This window comes from Pseudomonas sp. FP1762 (assembly GCF_030687105.1).
In the GTDB taxonomy this organism is placed as follows: domain Bacteria; phylum Pseudomonadota; class Gammaproteobacteria; order Pseudomonadales; family Pseudomonadaceae; genus Aquipseudomonas; species Aquipseudomonas siliginis.
Genome location: NZ_CP117458.1, coordinates 73,882 through 89,324, shown reverse-complemented (window position 1 = coordinate 89,324; position 15,443 = coordinate 73,882). Strand labels below are relative to the sequence as shown.

Genomic DNA, 15,443 nt, shown 5'->3' with positions numbered 1-15,443 from the left:
CGATGACCATGAAAACTTTCGTTATCGCCACCCTCGCCCTGCTCGGCAGCACTGCAATTTATGCGGCCGATGTTGATCAAAATCTGATCAAGCAAGGCGAATACCTTGCCCGCGCCGGTGACTGCGTGGCCTGCCACACGGCCAAGGGCGGCAAGCCGTTCGCCGGCGGTCTGCCAATGGAGACGCCGATCGGCACGATCTACTCGACCAACATCACCCCGGACAAGACCGGTCTGGGCGACTACAGCTTCGAAGACTTCGATCAGGCCGTGCGCCACGGTGTGGCCAAAAACGGCAGCACGTTGTACCCGGCGATGCCTTATCCGTCCTACGCGCGGGTCAACCAGGCCGACATGCAGGCGCTGTACGCCTACTTCATGCACGGCGTCGAACCGGTGGCGCAGGAGAACAAGGCCAGCGATATTCCTTGGCCGTTGAGCATGCGCTGGCCGCTGATGGGCTGGCGCTGGCTGTTCGCGCCGAAGGTCGAGGATTACCAGGCCACATCGGCCGATCCGGTGATCGATCGCGGGGCATATCTGGTTGAAGGTCTCGGCCACTGCGGTGCCTGTCATACCCCGCGCGCGCTGACCATGCAGGAAAAATCCCTGAGCGCGGCGGACGGCAGCGAATTCCTCGCCGGCAGTGCGCCGCTGGAAGGCTGGATCGCCAAGAGCCTGCGCGGCGATCACAAGGATGGCCTCGGCAGCTGGAGCGAAGAACAACTGGTGCAGTTCCTCAAGACCGGGCGCAGTGATCGCAGCGCAGTGTTCGGCGGTATGAGTGATGTGGTCACCCACAGCATGCAGTACATGAGCGACGCCGACCTCACCGCGATTGCCCGTTATCTCAAATCACTGCCGGCCAATGACCCGGCGGATCAGCCGCATCAGTACGACGAGAAAGTGGCCAAAGCGCTGTGGAACGGCGACGACAGCCAACGCGGCGCGTCGGTGTACATCGACAACTGCGCAGCCTGCCACCGTACCGATGGCCAGGGCTACACCCGGGTGTTCCCGGCGCTGGCGGGCAATCCGGTGCTGCAGACGGATGACCCGACATCGCTGATCCACATCGTGCTCAAGGGCGGGACTTTGCCGGCAACGCACACCGCGCCATCGACCTTCACCATGCCCGGTTTCGCCTGGCGCCTGTCGGATCAGGAAGTGGCGGATGTGGTGAGTTTCATTCGTGGCAGCTGGGGCAACAAGGGTGCGCCGGTCAGTGCCAAAGATGTTGCACACCTGCGCAGTGAAGACATGCAAACCACCTCTGGTGATGATCTCGGCCAGGTCACCCAGCACAACTAAGAACTAACCCCCTGCATGATGTCTTCATGCAGGGGGTTTTATTTATGGATGTGTGGCAACTACTTCTGCTTATGGATTAATGATGGCCACATAAGCTTTGGCCAATGCGATCAACTTTGCCTTGTCATCGCGATCAATATCGCCGTCGCCATCGACATCTTTCTTGTTCGTGCGAATGGTGAATGTTTGGCCTTTGTCGGCAGATACCGCCACGACGTAGATCGAATCGACCAGAGTCTCGGTGGAAAGCTCTTGCTCCGCGTTCCAGCCCAGTTCCTTGCGCGCCAGCTGTAGCGAAACAATAGTGTTGGAGTCGGTGATGCTGGGCCGCGTCATTTGCAGAAAAACACCACGTTGATTCAAATAAGACATTCAATCAAATCCCTTTAATTAGTTGGCCGGAGTCTGTTGCCGGGAAGTCCAGAGCCTATATAGCGGATTTGAGTTCAGCAATTGAGCATCTGTATCTTCGATTGTCGTCAATCAGCGAAGATTATCTGACGAACAACTTTACCAACGAGCGGCACCGCAATTTCAATAGCGTCGCTGAACGGTACTGGATCACAGCGCACAGCCTCGGATACTGTATGCATATACAGAGCAGAGGTTCGTTCGATGATCACTTCAGTCCCGCCCCGCGGTCGCGGCACCGCAACCAATCCGCACAACCGCTTTGCGCCGAGTCGTTCGGTGGCCGAGGACGATGGCTGGTATCAGGAAGTGCCAGAGACGCAAAACACCGAAGTGATCATCGAGAAGGCCAAATCGATCATCAGCCGCAACACCTCGCCGGATCTGCCCTTCGACCGTTCGCTCAATCCCTATCGCGGCTGCGAACACGGCTGCATCTATTGCTACGCACGGCCCAGCCACGCCTATTGGGACATGTCGCCGGGCCTGGATTTCGAAACCCGGCTGATTGCCAAGACCAATGCCGCCCAGATCCTTGAAGAACAACTGAGCAAACCCGGCTATCAATGTGCGCCGATCAATCTCGGCTCCAATACCGACCCGTATCAGCCCATCGAGCGCGAATACAAAATCACCCGTCAGACCCTGGAAGTGCTGCTGCGTTACCGGCATCCGGTGACCATTGTCACCAAAGGTTCGCTGATTCTGCGCGATCTCGATTTGCTGACCGAGTTGGCGCAGCAACGGCTGGTGTCGGTGATGATCAGCTTGACCACGCTGGATGATGAACTCAAACGCATCCTCGAACCGCGCGCCGCAGCGCCCAAGGCACGCCTGCGCGCGATCCGGGTCATGCGCGAAGCAGGCATTCCAGTAGGCGTGCTGTGTTCGCCGATGATTCCGATGATCAATGACAGTGAGATCGAAAGCCTGCTCACCGAGGCCCACGCCGCCGGTGCGCAAAGCGCTGCCTACATGATGCTGCGCCTGCCGCTGGAAGTCGCGCCGCTGTTCGAGGAGTGGTTGCAGGCGCACTATCCGCAACGTGCCGCCCATGTGCTGAGCCTGATCCGCCAGAGTCGCGGCGGCGAACTCTACGACAGCCGTTTCGGTGCGCGCATGCGCGGTGAAGGACCGTTTGCAGACCTGCTCGCACAAAGATTTGCCAAGGCCATCAAAAAGCTTGGCCTGAACAAACGCGAGGGCTATAACCTCGACTGCTCGGCCTTCTGTCCGCCGGGTCGCCAGATGTCGTTGATTTAGCGACAATTGGCTTTGGGTTGACGGGTTGGAATCCTTCCGCCGAAACACGCCAGTCACGTTTTTTGTGACCTGGAACACACGTTCTAGAGCGTTTGATTCAGTTTCAGTTAAGTTTCGGCGGCTACCTTGTTCATCGAGTGACTGACGGGTCGGGATGACCCGGATGGTTTAAACAGCCACTGGCTTCATACCGGAATACCGGGGAAGACTCCCTGAATCCGCACAAGAGGATGAATCATGAGTGACAAGGATAAACAGTCGTTGGCTGCCTCGGCGCAAAGCCCTGAAGCACAATCCGCCGATGCAGCACTGCGACAGATCGTTGATGGCTTTTTACGCTTTCACCATGACGTTTTTCCGCAGCAGGAAGAATTGTTCAAGAAGCTCGCCACCGCTCAGGCGCCCAAGGCGATGTTCATCACTTGCGCCGACTCGCGCATCGTTCCCGAGCTGATCACCCAGAGCTCGCCGGGCGATCTGTTCGTTACCCGTAACGTCGGCAACGTGGTGCCGCCCTACGGTCAGATGAACGGCGGCGTCTCCACCGCGATCGAATACGCGGTACTGGCGCTGGGCGTGCAGCACATCATCATTTGCGGCCACTCCGATTGCGGCGCCATGCGCGCGGTACTCAACCCCGACAACCTGGAAAAAATGCCGACGGTCAAAGCCTGGCTGCGCCACGCTGAAGTCGCAAAAACCATGGTGCACGACAACTGCAACTGCACCGACGAAAAAGACAGCATGCCGATCCTCACCGAGGAAAACGTCATCGCCCAACTGCAGCACTTGCGTACCCATCCTTCGGTAGCCTCGCGCATGGCGAACGGTCATCTGTTCATCCATGGCTGGGTCTACAACATCGAAACCAGCGAAATCAAAGCTTACGACGCGGACCAGGGTCGTTTCCTGCCTCTCGACGGCAGCCATCCGATTCCTGTGGCGACGCCCAAAGCGCGCTTCTAAATCTTCCCAACAATCTGTGTGGTATGACGCCGGCCGCTGATTCAGCGGTCCGGCCTCGCCACGCCTGAAGAAAACTTCGGGAGAATCGCCATGCGTGCGGCTCAATTGAAAGCTGTGTTGCCACGGGAGCTGCTCGCTTCCGTGGTTGTGTTTCTGGTCGCCCTGCCGCTGTGCATGGGCATCGCGATTGCGTCAGGGCTGCCGCCGGCAAAAGGTCTGATCACCGGCATTATCGGCGGTCTGGTGGTCGGTTGGCTGGCGGGGTCGCCGTTGCAGGTCAGCGGTCCGGCGGCGGGTCTGGCGGTGCTGGTTTTCGAGCTGGTGCGCCAGCATGGCGTCGAGATGCTCGGGCCGATCCTGCTGCTCGCCGGTTTTCTGCAACTGGTCGCCGGGCGACTGAAGCTTGGCTGCTGGTTTCGGGTCACGGCGCCAGCAGTGGTCTACGGCATGCTCGCGGGCATTGGCGTGTTGATTGTGCTCTCGCAAATCCATGTGATGCTCGATGCCAAGCCGCAGCCTTCCGGGCTGGACAACCTCACGGCGTTCCCGGCGGCCGTGGCGCAGGCCTTGCCATCGTTGGGCTGGCAGGCGGGTCTGCTCGGTCTGTCGACGATTGCGGTGATGTGGCTGTGGGAAAAATTCCGTCCGCATTCGCTGCGCTTCATTCCCGGCGCATTGCTCGGTGTGGGTCTGGCGACGGTGGCGAGCCTGATGCTGGCGTTGCAGGTCAAGCGCGTTGAGGTACCGGCGAACCTGGCCGAAGCGATCGATTGGCTCAAGCCGGCCGACCTGATGAATCTGGCCGACCCGACACTGCTGATTGCCGCGTTCGCCGTAGCGTTCATCGCCAGTGCCGAAACCCTGTTGTCGGCGGCAGCGGTGGACCGCATGCACAGCGGCGTGCGTTCGGACTTCGACCGTGAACTGTCGGCGCAAGGTGTCGGCAACATGCTCTGCGGTCTGGTCGGCGCGCTGCCGATGACCGGGGTGATCGTGCGCAGTTCGGCCAACGTCCAGGCCGGTGCGACCACACGCTACTCGACGATTTTCCATGGCCTGTGGCTGCTGGCATTCGTGCTGTTGCTGTCGAGCGTGCTGCAAAGCATTCCGGTGGCGAGTCTGGCGGGTGTGCTGGTGTATACCGGCTTCAAGCTGGTCGACCTGAAAGCTTTCCGTGGTCTGGGTCGGTACGGGCGGATGCCGATGTTCACCTACGCCGCTACAGCGTTGGCGATCATCTTCACTGACCTGCTCACCGGTGTGTTGATCGGTTTCGGCCTGACGATGTTGAAGCTGGCGTTCAAGGCTTCGCGCCTGAAGATCAGCCTGATCGACCTGCCGCAGGAAGGCGAGATGGAATTGCGTCTGGTCGGCGCGGCGACGTTCCTCAAAGTGCCGGCGCTGACCCAGGTGCTGGGCAGCATTCCTCACGGCACCACAGTGCATGTGCCGCTCAACAACCTGAGCTACATCGACCATTCGTGTCTCGAGTTGCTTGAGGAGTGGGGCCGGGCGAATGCGGCGAAGGGGTCGAAGCTGTTGATCGAATCGCGCGGGTTGAAGCGACGGCTGGAAGGCCGGGTGCGGACCAATACCGGGATTGGTGCGGCGGGTTAGAAGTCGACCTCAAACGCAAACCCTGTGGGAGCGAGCCTGCTCGCGAAAACGGAACATCAGCCAACAGAGATGTTGAATGATCGACCGCATTCGCGAGCAGGCTCGCTCCCACACTGGATTTATGACCCAAGAAAATCAGGCAGCAGGCTGATCGAGCTCAAGCCCCACACCCAACCGGCGGCTCATGCACGGCCAGCGTTTCCACGCCGCGCCAGTGTCCGGGCTGCTGAGTTTCTCGCGATAGGCTTCTACCGACTCCAAAGCAAAACTCTCTTCGTTGAGCATCTCGTCGATCGCGTGATGCACCGCTTCGTCCAGTTGGTTGGCGAATTCCTCACCGATCAATTGGTGAGCAATCAGGTTGGCGACCGTCATGTCCAAGGGGATCAATGGCTGGCCGAAATGCTTGATGTACAGGTCGTTGACCTCTTCGACAAAACGGTGTGCCAGATAGGCCTCGTCGAGCAGGCTGTCCAGGCCGACATGTCCGGCCATGATCGCCGGCGGCTGGAGGAAATACTGCTCGGCGATTTTCAGCACCGGTTTGATCTGCGATTCGATTCCCGCTTCCCTGGCGACTTCATTGGCTGCATCCAGCAGGTCCGGCACTTCATCGATGTAGGCGGCGACAAAACGTGTCAGCACGCCCTGGGCGTCGGCTTCCGGCAACTGGATCGCCGGGTGCAGGTGAGGCAGCTTGCTTTCCAGCTGACGGGTCAGCAGGCCGGTGTCTTTTTCGTGCTGTTGGGCTTGTTGGATCTGCTCGCGCAATGCGGCGGTGTTCATGAAAACTCCAGGAAACAAGGCAATGAAATAGGGAAGACATAACTTAGCTGGCTTACGAAAAACGCTAAGACGCATTTGTCATAATTATTTCATCCTTGATGCAGCTGCGTTATATCCATTCGCCACCACTCGTCTGCATCCTTCTCCATTCGGGCACTTGAACGCAAGCGCCGGGTGTTTCAGCTCATTTACGTGCCCGGGTTGCAAATCCCGGGCGCTGTCTATACTCGCCAATGAATGGAGTTAGCTGATGACGCCCGACTGCACCCGCAGCAAGGCCCGGCGATTCAAGTTCGTAGTCTGATGCAGCCGCTCCCTTGCCGCAGGCGATACGCCGGCGGGATAACAAGAACGATAAGGGGAACCCGCAATGATGCGACATCCACATGTCTGGATGGGCCTCCTGTTGTGGTCGATTTTCAGCCCGGCCAACGCGGCCTGGACTGTGAATATGGCGCCTGGAGCGACTGAAATCAGTCACGCAGTATTCGACCTGCACATGACCATTTTCTGGATCTGTGTGGTGATCGGGATCATCGTCTTCGGCGCCATGTTCTGGTCGATGATGGTGCACCGCCGCTCTACCGGCCAGGTCGCGGCCAAATTCCACGAAAGCACCGGCGTCGAGATCATGTGGACCATCGTGCCGCTGCTGATCCTGGTGGCCATGGCCGTGCCGGCCACCGCGACGCTGATCAAGATGTACGACACCAGCGAGCCGGACATCGATATCCAGATCACCGGTTATCAGTGGAAGTGGCACTACAAATACCTGGGCCAGGACGTTGAGTTCTTCAGCAACCTGGCCACCCCCGCCGAGCAGATCCACAACAAGGAAGCCAAGGGCGAGCATTACTTGCTCGAAGTCGACAAGCCGCTGGTGCTGCCGATCGGCGCCAAGGTGCGCTTTCTGGTGACCTCGGCTGACGTCATTCACTCATGGTGGGTGCCGGCGTTTGCGGTCAAGCGCGATGCGATTCCCGGGTTCGTCAACGAAGCCTGGACGCGCATCGACAAGCCCGGCCTCTACCGTGGCCAGTGCGCCGAATTGTGCGGCAAGGACCATGGCTTCATGCCGATCGTGGTCGAGGTCAAGGAACAGGCCGACTACGAAAAATGGCTCGCCGAGCGCAAGGCCGAGGCCGCGCAGCTCAAAGAACTGACCAGCAAGGAATGGACCCTCGACGAGCTCAAGGAACGCGGCGACAAGGTCTATCACACCACTTGCGTGGCCTGTCACCAGGCCGAAGGCCAGGGCCTGCCGCCGATGTTCCCGGCGCTCAAGGGCTCGAAAATCGCCACCGGGCCGATCAAGGATCACCTGAGCATCGTCTACCACGGCAAACCCGGCACCGCCATGGCGGCGTTCGGCAAGCAGCTGTCGGAAGTCGATATCGCAGCGGTCGTGACTTACGAACGTAACGCCTGGGGCAACAACAAGGGCGACATGGTCACGCCAAAAGAAGTGCTGGAGCTGAAACAGGCGGAAAGCAAATGAGCCGGTCAATTGCGTATTCAGTGAACCGGTCGGGGCAGCGCGCCCTGGCCTGCCCCGTCCACTTTCGTAAAGGAGACCGGCCATGAGCGCTGTCATCGATGACCACGGTCACGCCGACCACGCCCACGGCCCCGCCAAAGGCCTGATGCGCTGGGTGCTGACCACCAACCACAAGGACATCGGCACGCTGTACCTGTGGTTTGCCTTCTGCATGTTCCTGCTCGGCGGCTCGTTCGCCATGGTCATTCGCGCCGAGCTGTTCCAGCCCGGCCTGCAGATCGTGCAGCCGGAATTCTTCAACCAGATGACCACCATGCACGGTCTGGTCATGGTGTTCGGCGCGGTGATGCCGGCGTTCGTCGGTCTCGCCAACTGGATGATTCCGCTGATGGTCGGCGCGCCGGACATGGCCCTGCCACGGATGAACAACTTCAGTTTCTGGCTGTTGCCGGCCGCGTTTCTGCTGCTGGTCTCGACCCTGTTCACCCCCGGCGGCGGGCCGAATTTCGGCTGGACGTTCTACGCGCCGCTGTCGACGACCTATGCACCGGAAAGCGTGACGTTCTTCATCTTCGCCATCCACTTGATGGGCATCAGTTCGATCATGGGCGCGATCAACGTAGTCGCGACCATCCTCAACCTGCGCGCACCCGGCATGACCCTGATGAAAATGCCGCTGTTCGTGTGGACCTGGCTGATCACCGCGTTTCTGCTGATCGCAGTGATGCCGGTGCTCGCTGGCTGCGTGACGATGATGCTCATGGACATCCACTTCGGCACCAGTTTCTTCAGTGCTGCCGGCGGTGGTGATCCAGTGCTGTTCCAGCATGTGTTCTGGTTCTTCGGCCACCCCGAGGTGTACATCATGATCCTGCCGGCGTTCGGCGCGGTCAGCCAGATCATCCCGACCTTCGCGCGCAAACCGCTGTTCGGCTACACCTCGATGGTCTACGCCACGGCGAGCATCGCGTTCCTGTCGTTCATCGTCTGGGCGCACCACATGTTCGTGGTCGGCATCCCGCTGGTGGGCGAGTTGTTCTTCATGTACGCGACCATGCTGATCGCCGTGCCGACGGGTGTGAAAGTGTTCAACTGGGCCAGCACCATGTGGCAAGGCTCGATGACCTTCGAGACGCCGATGCTGTTTGCCGTGGCGTTCGTCATCCTGTTCTCGATCGGTGGTTTTTCCGGGCTGATGCTGGCAATCGCCCCGGCGGACTTCCAGTACCAGGACACCTACTTCGTCGTCGCGCACTTCCACTATGTGCTGGTGCCCGGGGCGATCTTCGGCATCTTCGCCTCGGCCTATTACTGGCTGCCGAAGTGGACCGGGCACATGTACGACGAAACCCTCGGCAAGCTGCATTTCTGGCTGTCGTTCGTCGGCATGAACCTGACCTTTTTCCCGATGCACTTCGTCGGCCTTGCGGGGATGCCGCGACGGATTCCGGACTACAACCTGCAGTTCGCCGACTTCAACATGGTCTCGTCGATCGGCGCGTTCATGTTTGGCGCCACGCAGATCTTCTTCCTGTTCATCGTCATCAAGACCATCCGTGGCGGCGCACCGGCCCCGGCGAAACCGTGGGACGGCGCCGAAGGGCTGGAGTGGAGCGTGCCGTCGCCGGCGCCGTATCACACCTTCACCACGCCGCCGGAAGTGAAATGAACACCTCCTGTTTTTTGCAATGTGTGCAGAGGCACAGATCCCCAGTGGATGCTCACAGATCTTCTGTGGATGTACACAGATCCCCTCACCACAGCATCACCGGCCACCAGGGAACACGAGGGAGGCATGAACCATGGCTGACTCGATCTCGCTGAAGAAACTCGTCACCCGCCTGTTGCTGGTGGTGGTGGCGATGTTCGTCTTCGGTTTCGCCCTGGTGCCGATCTACGACGTGATGTGCAAAGCCTTCGGCATCAACGGCAAGACCGGCGGCCAGTATGCGGGCGAGCAAGTGGTCGACACCTCGCGCCAGGTGCGCGTGCAGTTTCTCTCGACCAACACCGCCGACATGCCGTGGGACTTTTACCCGAAACACGACGAGCTGACCGCCAATCCCGGCGCGGTGAACGAGATGGTCTTCATCGCACGCAATCCCACCGACAAACCGATGAGTGCGCAAGCGGTGCCGAGTATTGCGCCGAGCAACGCCGCGGCGTTTTTCCACAAGACCGAATGCTTTTGCTTTACCCAGCAGGTGCTGCAACCCGGTGAACAGATCGAGATGCCGGTGCGTTTCATCGTTGACCGCGACATGCCCAAGGAAGTGAAGCACCTGACGCTGTCCTACACGCTGTTCGATATCACCGCCCGACATCCGCCGGTGGCTGTAAACACTGGCGGCTGAGCGTGGCCGATAAGGAGAACAATAAATGGCAACTCATGAGCATTATTACGTCCCGGCCCAGAGCAAATGGCCGATCATCGCCACGCTCGGGATGTTCGTCACCGTGTACGGCCTCGCCACCTGGTTCAACGATCTCAAGGCCGCACGCCCGGACTCCCACGGCCCGCTGATCTTTTTCGTCGGCGGCCTGCTGCTGGCGTACATGCTGTTCGGCTGGTTCGGTGCGGTGATCAAGGAAAGTCGCGCGGGGCTGTACAGCCCGCAGCTGGACCGCTCGTTCCGCTGGGGCATGAGCTGGTTCATCTTTTCCGAGGTGATGTTCTTCGTCGCCTTCTTCGGCGCGCTGTTCTATGTGCGCCATGTGTCCGGGCCGGCGCTGGGCGGTGAGGGGCCGAAAGGCATCGCGCACATGCTCTGGCCGAACTTCGAATTTGTCTGGCCGCTGCTGCACACACCTGATCCGAAACTGTTCCCGCCGCCAAAAGAAGTCATCAGCCCGTGGGGCCTGCCGCTGATCAACACCATTCTGCTGGTCAGCTCCAGCGTGACCATCACCATCGCCCACCATGCGCTGAAGAAAGGCCATCGCGGCGCACTGAAACTGTGGCTGGCGATCACCGTACTGCTGGGCATCGCGTTCCTCGGTTTCCAGGCCGAGGAATACATCCACGCCTATAAAGAGCTGGGGTTGACCCTCGGCTCGGGCATCTACGGCGCGACGTTCTTCATGCTCACCGGATTCCACGGCGCCCACGTGACCATCGGCACGATCATCCTGTTCGTGATGCTGATGCGCATCATGAAGGGCCACTTCGACAACGAGCACCAGTTCGGTTTCGAGGCGGCTAGCTGGTACTGGCACTTCGTCGATGTGGTGTGGATCGGTTTGTTCTTCTTCGTTTACGTCCTCTGACTGCTGGCGCTACCAGGGCGCATGGGACACCAACTGGCCGCTGTAGAAACCCCAGGCCATCAGGCCGACGGTGACCACGGCCAGTGCCACCCGAACACTCAGGGCGATGACCAGGCGATTGGAGCTGCTGTCGTCCTTGACCAGGAAAAACAGGCCGCTGAACAGGCTGACGACCGTGGCAATCAGCATCAGGACGATCGCTGCTTTGAACATGGCAAGACTCCGGGGGACAGGCGATGCAATTGAGTATAGCGATCGCGATGACTGACTTTATGGCGCGCCCATGAAGCGCTTTAGCCCGGGCGTGATTCCCACTGTCGTGGTGGCGCTGTTGCTGCCGCTGATGGTTGCGCTGGGCTTCTGGCAACTGGGCCGGGGCGCGGAGAAAACCGCGCTGCTGGCCAGTTATGCCGAACGTCGCGTGGCCGAACCGCTGGCCAGCAGTGAACTGCTCGGCAACGCCGACCCGGCTTACCGCCGCGTGCGCCTGCACGGCCAGTTCGACCCCGCCCATACCCTGTTGCTCGACAACCGCCAGCGAGGCGGCAAGGTCGGCGTTGAATTGCTGCAACCGTTTCAGGATCAACGCAGCGGTCTGTGGCTGCTGGTCAATCGCGGCTGGCTGCCTTGGCCCGACCGGCGTGTGCCGCCGCAATTCACGACACCCGCCGAGGCGCTGACGCTCGACGCCTGGGTCTATGTCGCCCCCGGCGCAACGTTCCAGTTGCACGCCGATCCGGTCAGCAGTGTCTGGCCGCAGACCATCACCGCCGTCGAGCCGGGCAAATTGTGGCAAACCCTGGAGCGCGACGGCTTCGCCTACGAATTACGCGCCGAACCCGGCCCGGTCAGCTATCAGACCGATTGGCCGGTAGTCGCGATGGGGCCGGAAAAACACCTCGGCTACGCCGTGCAATGGTTCGCCATGGCCACGGCCCTGCTCGGTCTTTACCTCTATTTGGGCTGGCACAACGCAAAGGAGAAACGCCATGGGAAGCGCCATGAATCCACCCAGCATGTCTGAGGCCAAACCCGTTCCCAGCCGCCGGCGCGGGCGCATTCAGTTGTTGCTGATCGTGCTTGGCGTGGTCGGGCCGATGCTGCTCGCCACCGGCATGTACAAATTGCAGTTCTGGGTGCCGGAAGGACGCAGCTATCACGGCGAGCTGATCGGCAACGGCCAGACCCGCGCCGACCTCGGCGTGCAGGCCGACGAGCAGCGCTGGCAGATTCTGGTCACGGCGCCGAAGGATTGCGCCGTCGATTGCCAGCAACTGGTTTATCTGGTGCGGCAGATCCAGATCAGCCTCGGCCGCGAAGCCGGGCGCGCCAGCCACGCCCTCGCCGCCGCGCAACCACTGAGCGCCGATTACGCCGCCAAGCTCGACCGCGAATATCCGCAACTGCAGCGCTATCCGCTGGATGCCGGCGTGTTCGCCAGGACCACCGGCGACAAAGCCGTGCCGCAGCTGTGGATCGTCGACCCACACGGCAATCTGGTGCTGCGTTACGAGCCGAATGTGAAGGGCAAGGATCTGCTTAACGACCTGCGGCATCTGCTGAAACTGTCGAACATCGGATGAGGGCATCGTCATGGCCAAACCTGGATTTCGCCTCGCGCTGTTTGCCACCCTGCTGGCACTGATTGTAGTGCTGCTCGGCGCCTACACCCGCCTGACCCACGCCGGCCTCGGCTGCCCGGACTGGCCAGGCTGCTACGGCTTTATCAGCGTGCCGAAAAGCGAGGCGCAACTGGCCCATGCCGAACTGCACTTCCCTGACGCGCCAGTGGAGGCGCACAAGGGCTGGAACGAGATGATTCACCGCTACTTCGCCGGCACCCTCGGTTTGCTGATTTCAGTGCTGGCCGGGCGCGCCTGGGTCAACCGGCGTCATCCGGGCCAGCCGCTGAAACTGCCGCTGTTTCTGCTGGCAGTGGTCATCGCTCAGGCGGCATTCGGCATGTGGACGGTGACGCTCAAGCTCTGGCCGCAAGTGGTCACCGGACATTTGCTCGGCGGCTTTGCCACGCTGAGTCTGCTGTTTCTGTTGACGCTGAGGTTATCCGGCGTGCTGCCGGCGCTGATAGTACCGAAGCGCCTGCAATACTGGGCGACAGCGGGGCTGCTGCTGGTGATCGGCCAGATCGCCTTGGGCGGCTGGGTCAGTTCCAACTATGCAGCGGTGGCCTGCATCGACTTTCCCACCTGCCATGGCCAATGGCTGCCGCCAGCGGACTTCGCCAACGGTTTCCACCTGACCCAGCACATCGGCCCGAATTATCTCGGCGGGCAACTCGATAGCGATGCACGCACGGCGATTCACCTGACCCACCGCATCGGCGCTTTGCTGGTGACGGTCGTACTGCTCGGTCTGGCCTGGCAGTTGAAAGCGGTAGGCATGACCCGATTGGCCGGATTGCTGCTGATCGCCCTTGCGGCGCAGATCACCCTCGGCATCAGCAACGTGCTGTTTCATCTGCCGCTGCCGGTGGCCGTCGCCCATAACGCTGGCGGTGCGGCGCTGTTGCTGACGCTGGTACTGGTCAATTACCACGCCCGCACCAGCCTGCTGCGGGTGAGCCAACCGGTGCTGGCGCGCTGGCGCTTGAGTGCGCACAAACCTGCCGTCGCGCCCATCGCATTGAAAGGAGAAACGCCATGGCGAGTCTGATCGGCGAGCGTGCGGCGCAAGCGCTGTGGCGCGATTATCTGGAGCTGACCAAACCGAAAGTCGTGGTGCTGATGCTGATCACCTCGCTGGTCGGCATGTTCCTCGCTACCCGCGCCGGCGTGCCGTGGACAGTGCTGGTGTTTGGCAATCTGGGCATCGCCTTGTGTGCCGGTGGTGCGGCGGCGGTCAATCATGTGGTCGATCGGCGCATCGATGCGGTAATGGCGCGCACGCACAAACGGCCTCTGGCCGAGGGCCGGGTTTCACCTGCGGCGGCGTTGACCTTCGCCTTGGTGCTGGCGCTGCTCGGCCAAGCCCTGCTGCTGACTTTCACCAATCAATTGACCGCGTGGCTGACCCTCGCCTCGCTGCTCGGTTACGCGGTGATCTACACCGGTTTTCTCAAACGCGCGACGCCGCAGAACATCGTCATCGGCGGCCTCGCTGGCGCCGCGCCACCGCTGCTGGGCTGGACCGCCGCCACCGGCCATGTCAGTGCCGAACCGCTGTTGCTGGTGCTGATCATCTTCGCCTGGACCCCGCCGCATTTCTGGGCGCTGGCGATTCATCGCAAGGAGGAATACGCCAAGGCCGACATTCCGATGCTGCCGGTGACCCATGGCGAGCACTACACCAAAGTGCACATTCTGCTGTACACCTTTGCGTTGCTGGCAGTGAGCCTCTTGCCCTACGTGATTCACATGAGCGGCGTGCTGTATCTGGTCTGTGCGCTGGTGTTGGGCGCAAGGTTTCTGCAATGGGCCGTGGTGCTGTACCGTGGCAGTCGGCCGCACGCGGCGATCAACACCTTCAAGTACTCTATTTATTACTTGTTCCTGTTGTTCATCGCCCTGCTCGTAGACCACTACTTACTGTTGAACCTATGACCCGAACCCAGAAAACCGTCTTCATCCTCGTCGCCGTGATCGCGCTGATCCTCGGGCTTACCGTCAACAAAGTGCTCAGCGGCAAAGGCCAGGGCGACCCGACTGCGCTGATCGACGCCGGAATCATCCTGCTGCCGCAGAGCCGCAACCTGCCGGACGTGACCATGACCGATCAGGACGGCAAACCGGTTGCCATCGATGAGTTGAAAGGCAAGTGGAGTCTGTTGTTCTTCGGCTACACCTTCTGCCCGGACATCTGCCCGACCACCCTGGCGCAACTGCGACAGATCAAGAGTGAACTGCCGAAAGAGGCTGTGGACAAGTTGCAGATCGTGCTGGTCAGCGTGGACCCCAACCGCGACACCCCGAAGCAGTTGAAGCAGTACCTGGGCTACTTCGATCCGCAGTTCATAGGCCTGACGCCTTCATCTATCGAGGAGCTGCAGAAGGTGGCGAACGCGGTGAGCATTCCGTTCATTCCGGCTGATACCAGCAAGCCGAATTACACGGTGGACCATAGCGGCAATCTGGCGGTGATCGGGCCGGATGGTACGCAGCGTGGGTTTATTCGGGCGCCGTTGAATAACACCAAACTGGTGGCGCAATTGCCGGTGATGCTCAACCGCAAATAAACGCAGAAAGCGAAAAGCCCCTCACCCTAACCCTCTCCCAGAGGGAGAGGGGACTGATTGGGGGATGCTGAAGCAATACGCCGACTTGTAAGCGCTGTGCTGAATCCATAATCGACTGGATCTTTCAGGTCGA

Annotated in this window: 16 protein-coding genes; 13 read left to right on the top strand and 3 right to left on the bottom strand. The window is 60.5% G+C overall.

Annotated features, from left to right (window positions below):
- Window positions 1–8: 8 nt before the first annotated feature.
- Window positions 9–1,310 carry a cytochrome c gene (locus tag PSH90_RS00410; protein ID WP_305381920.1) on the top strand — a complete coding sequence of 434 codons (1,302 nt, stop codon included), beginning with the start codon at window positions 9–11 and terminating at the stop codon, window positions 1,308–1,310.
- Between the two features lie 69 nt (window positions 1,311–1,379).
- Here PSH90_RS00410 and PSH90_RS00405 read toward each other — a convergent pair whose 3' ends face one another.
- A complete protein-coding gene (locus tag PSH90_RS00405; RefSeq protein WP_236167900.1) occupies window positions 1,380–1,682 on the bottom strand; it encodes a hypothetical protein in 303 nt (100 codons plus the stop codon).
- 243 nt (window positions 1,683–1,925) lie between these two features.
- Here PSH90_RS00405 and PSH90_RS00400 point away from each other — a divergent pair, with 243 nt between their 5' ends.
- From PSH90_RS00400 to PSH90_RS00390, 3 genes are all read left to right on the top strand, one after another.
- Window positions 1,926–2,984 carry a PA0069 family radical SAM protein gene (locus tag PSH90_RS00400; protein ID WP_305381918.1) on the top strand — a complete coding sequence of 353 codons (1,059 nt, stop codon included), beginning with the start codon at window positions 1,926–1,928 and terminating at the stop codon, window positions 2,982–2,984.
- Window positions 2,985–3,221: 237 nt separating this feature from the next.
- A complete protein-coding gene (locus PSH90_RS00395; protein ID WP_305381917.1) occupies window positions 3,222–3,950 on the top strand; it encodes a carbonic anhydrase in 729 nt (242 codons plus the stop codon).
- Between the two features lie 90 nt (window positions 3,951–4,040).
- The gene (locus tag PSH90_RS00390; protein WP_305381915.1) at window positions 4,041–5,567 is read left to right on the top strand and encodes a SulP family inorganic anion transporter; all 1,527 of its coding nucleotides are present in this window, start codon (window positions 4,041–4,043) and stop codon (window positions 5,565–5,567) included.
- A gap of 135 nt (window positions 5,568–5,702) precedes the next feature.
- Here PSH90_RS00390 and PSH90_RS00385 read toward each other — a convergent pair whose 3' ends face one another.
- A complete protein-coding gene (locus tag PSH90_RS00385; protein ID WP_041476468.1) occupies window positions 5,703–6,353 on the bottom strand; it encodes a hypothetical protein in 651 nt (216 codons plus the stop codon).
- A gap of 370 nt (window positions 6,354–6,723) precedes the next feature.
- On the opposite strand from PSH90_RS00385, the gene coxB reads away from it, so the two are divergent.
- The 4 genes from coxB (at window position 6,724) to PSH90_RS00365 (ending at window position 11,118) form a co-directional block, all read left to right on the top strand.
- Window positions 6,724–7,851: a cytochrome c oxidase subunit II gene (gene coxB / locus PSH90_RS00380; RefSeq protein ID WP_016772326.1), complete on the top strand. Its 1,128-nt coding sequence runs from the start codon at window positions 6,724–6,726 to the stop codon at window positions 7,849–7,851.
- 82 nt (window positions 7,852–7,933) lie between these two features.
- Window positions 7,934–9,520: a cytochrome c oxidase subunit I gene (gene ctaD, locus PSH90_RS00375; RefSeq protein WP_016772327.1), complete on the top strand. Its 1,587-nt coding sequence runs from the start codon at window positions 7,934–7,936 to the stop codon at window positions 9,518–9,520.
- Between the two features lie 133 nt (window positions 9,521–9,653).
- Window positions 9,654–10,205: a cytochrome c oxidase assembly protein gene (locus tag PSH90_RS00370; protein ID WP_016772328.1), complete on the top strand. Its 552-nt coding sequence runs from the start codon at window positions 9,654–9,656 to the stop codon at window positions 10,203–10,205.
- Window positions 10,206–10,230: 25 nt separating this feature from the next.
- Entirely contained in the window at window positions 10,231–11,118 is an 888-nt protein-coding gene (locus PSH90_RS00365; protein ID WP_095182286.1) for a cytochrome c oxidase subunit 3, read from the top strand.
- A gap of 9 nt (window positions 11,119–11,127) precedes the next feature.
- Here the strand turns inward: PSH90_RS00365 and PSH90_RS00360 are convergent, their stop codons facing one another.
- Complete coding sequence (locus tag PSH90_RS00360) at window positions 11,128–11,331, bottom strand: twin transmembrane helix small protein (RefSeq protein WP_016772330.1); 204 nt, start codon at window positions 11,329–11,331, stop codon at window positions 11,128–11,130.
- A 70-nt stretch (window positions 11,332–11,401) separates the two neighbouring features.
- On the opposite strand from PSH90_RS00360, the gene PSH90_RS00355 reads away from it, so the two are divergent.
- From PSH90_RS00355 to PSH90_RS00335, 5 genes are read left to right on the top strand one after another with little or no spacing between them, the layout of a single operon-like run.
- Window positions 11,402–12,142 (top strand): SURF1 family protein, encoded by a 741-nt coding sequence (locus PSH90_RS00355; RefSeq protein ID WP_305381913.1) that lies wholly within the window; start codon window positions 11,402–11,404, stop codon window positions 12,140–12,142.
- Window positions 12,108–12,701 (top strand): hypothetical protein, encoded by a 594-nt coding sequence (locus PSH90_RS00350; protein ID WP_305381911.1) that lies wholly within the window; start codon window positions 12,108–12,110, stop codon window positions 12,699–12,701. Before PSH90_RS00355 ends, PSH90_RS00350 begins: the two co-directional genes overlap by 35 nt.
- A 10-nt stretch (window positions 12,702–12,711) precedes the next feature.
- Window positions 12,712–13,791, top strand: coding sequence for a heme A synthase (locus PSH90_RS00345; protein WP_305381909.1), 1,080 nt, complete (start codon window positions 12,712–12,714; stop codon window positions 13,789–13,791).
- Window positions 13,779–14,678, top strand: coding sequence for a heme o synthase (gene cyoE / locus PSH90_RS00340; RefSeq protein ID WP_150743231.1), 900 nt, complete (start codon window positions 13,779–13,781; stop codon window positions 14,676–14,678). The genes PSH90_RS00345 and cyoE overlap by 13 nt, the downstream gene beginning before the upstream one ends.
- Window positions 14,675–15,310 carry an SCO family protein gene (locus PSH90_RS00335; protein WP_071173962.1) on the top strand — a complete coding sequence of 212 codons (636 nt, stop codon included), beginning with the start codon at window positions 14,675–14,677 and terminating at the stop codon, window positions 15,308–15,310. The genes cyoE and PSH90_RS00335 overlap by 4 nt, the downstream gene beginning before the upstream one ends.
- Window positions 15,311–15,443: the final 133 nt, after the last annotated feature.

What these genes read in the sequence shown, in the direction of transcription:
- PSH90_RS00410 (WP_305381920.1), top strand. Translation starts at nt 9, where the DNA reads ATGAAAACTTTCGTTATCGCCACCCTCGCCCTGCTCGGCAGCACTGCA.
- PSH90_RS00405 (WP_236167900.1), bottom strand. Translation starts at nt 1,682, where the DNA reads ATGTCTTATTTGAATCAACGTGGTGTTTTTCTGCAAATGACGCGGCCC.
- PSH90_RS00400 (WP_305381918.1), top strand. Translation starts at nt 1,926, where the DNA reads ATGATCACTTCAGTCCCGCCCCGCGGTCGCGGCACCGCAACCAATCCG.
- PSH90_RS00395 (WP_305381917.1), top strand. Translation starts at nt 3,222, where the DNA reads ATGAGTGACAAGGATAAACAGTCGTTGGCTGCCTCGGCGCAAAGCCCT.
- PSH90_RS00390 (WP_305381915.1), top strand. Translation starts at nt 4,041, where the DNA reads ATGCGTGCGGCTCAATTGAAAGCTGTGTTGCCACGGGAGCTGCTCGCT.
- PSH90_RS00385 (WP_041476468.1), bottom strand. Translation starts at nt 6,353, where the DNA reads ATGAACACCGCCGCATTGCGCGAGCAGATCCAACAAGCCCAACAGCAC.
- coxB (WP_016772326.1), top strand. Translation starts at nt 6,724, where the DNA reads ATGATGCGACATCCACATGTCTGGATGGGCCTCCTGTTGTGGTCGATT.
- ctaD (WP_016772327.1), top strand. Translation starts at nt 7,934, where the DNA reads ATGAGCGCTGTCATCGATGACCACGGTCACGCCGACCACGCCCACGGC.
- PSH90_RS00370 (WP_016772328.1), top strand. Translation starts at nt 9,654, where the DNA reads ATGGCTGACTCGATCTCGCTGAAGAAACTCGTCACCCGCCTGTTGCTG.
- PSH90_RS00365 (WP_095182286.1), top strand. Translation starts at nt 10,231, where the DNA reads ATGGCAACTCATGAGCATTATTACGTCCCGGCCCAGAGCAAATGGCCG.
- PSH90_RS00360 (WP_016772330.1), bottom strand. Translation starts at nt 11,331, where the DNA reads ATGTTCAAAGCAGCGATCGTCCTGATGCTGATTGCCACGGTCGTCAGC.
- PSH90_RS00355 (WP_305381913.1), top strand. Translation starts at nt 11,402, where the DNA reads ATGAAGCGCTTTAGCCCGGGCGTGATTCCCACTGTCGTGGTGGCGCTG.
- PSH90_RS00350 (WP_305381911.1), top strand. Translation starts at nt 12,108, where the DNA reads ATGGGAAGCGCCATGAATCCACCCAGCATGTCTGAGGCCAAACCCGTT.
- PSH90_RS00345 (WP_305381909.1), top strand. Translation starts at nt 12,712, where the DNA reads ATGGCCAAACCTGGATTTCGCCTCGCGCTGTTTGCCACCCTGCTGGCA.
- cyoE (WP_150743231.1), top strand. Translation starts at nt 13,779, where the DNA reads ATGGCGAGTCTGATCGGCGAGCGTGCGGCGCAAGCGCTGTGGCGCGAT.
- PSH90_RS00335 (WP_071173962.1), top strand. Translation starts at nt 14,675, where the DNA reads ATGACCCGAACCCAGAAAACCGTCTTCATCCTCGTCGCCGTGATCGCG.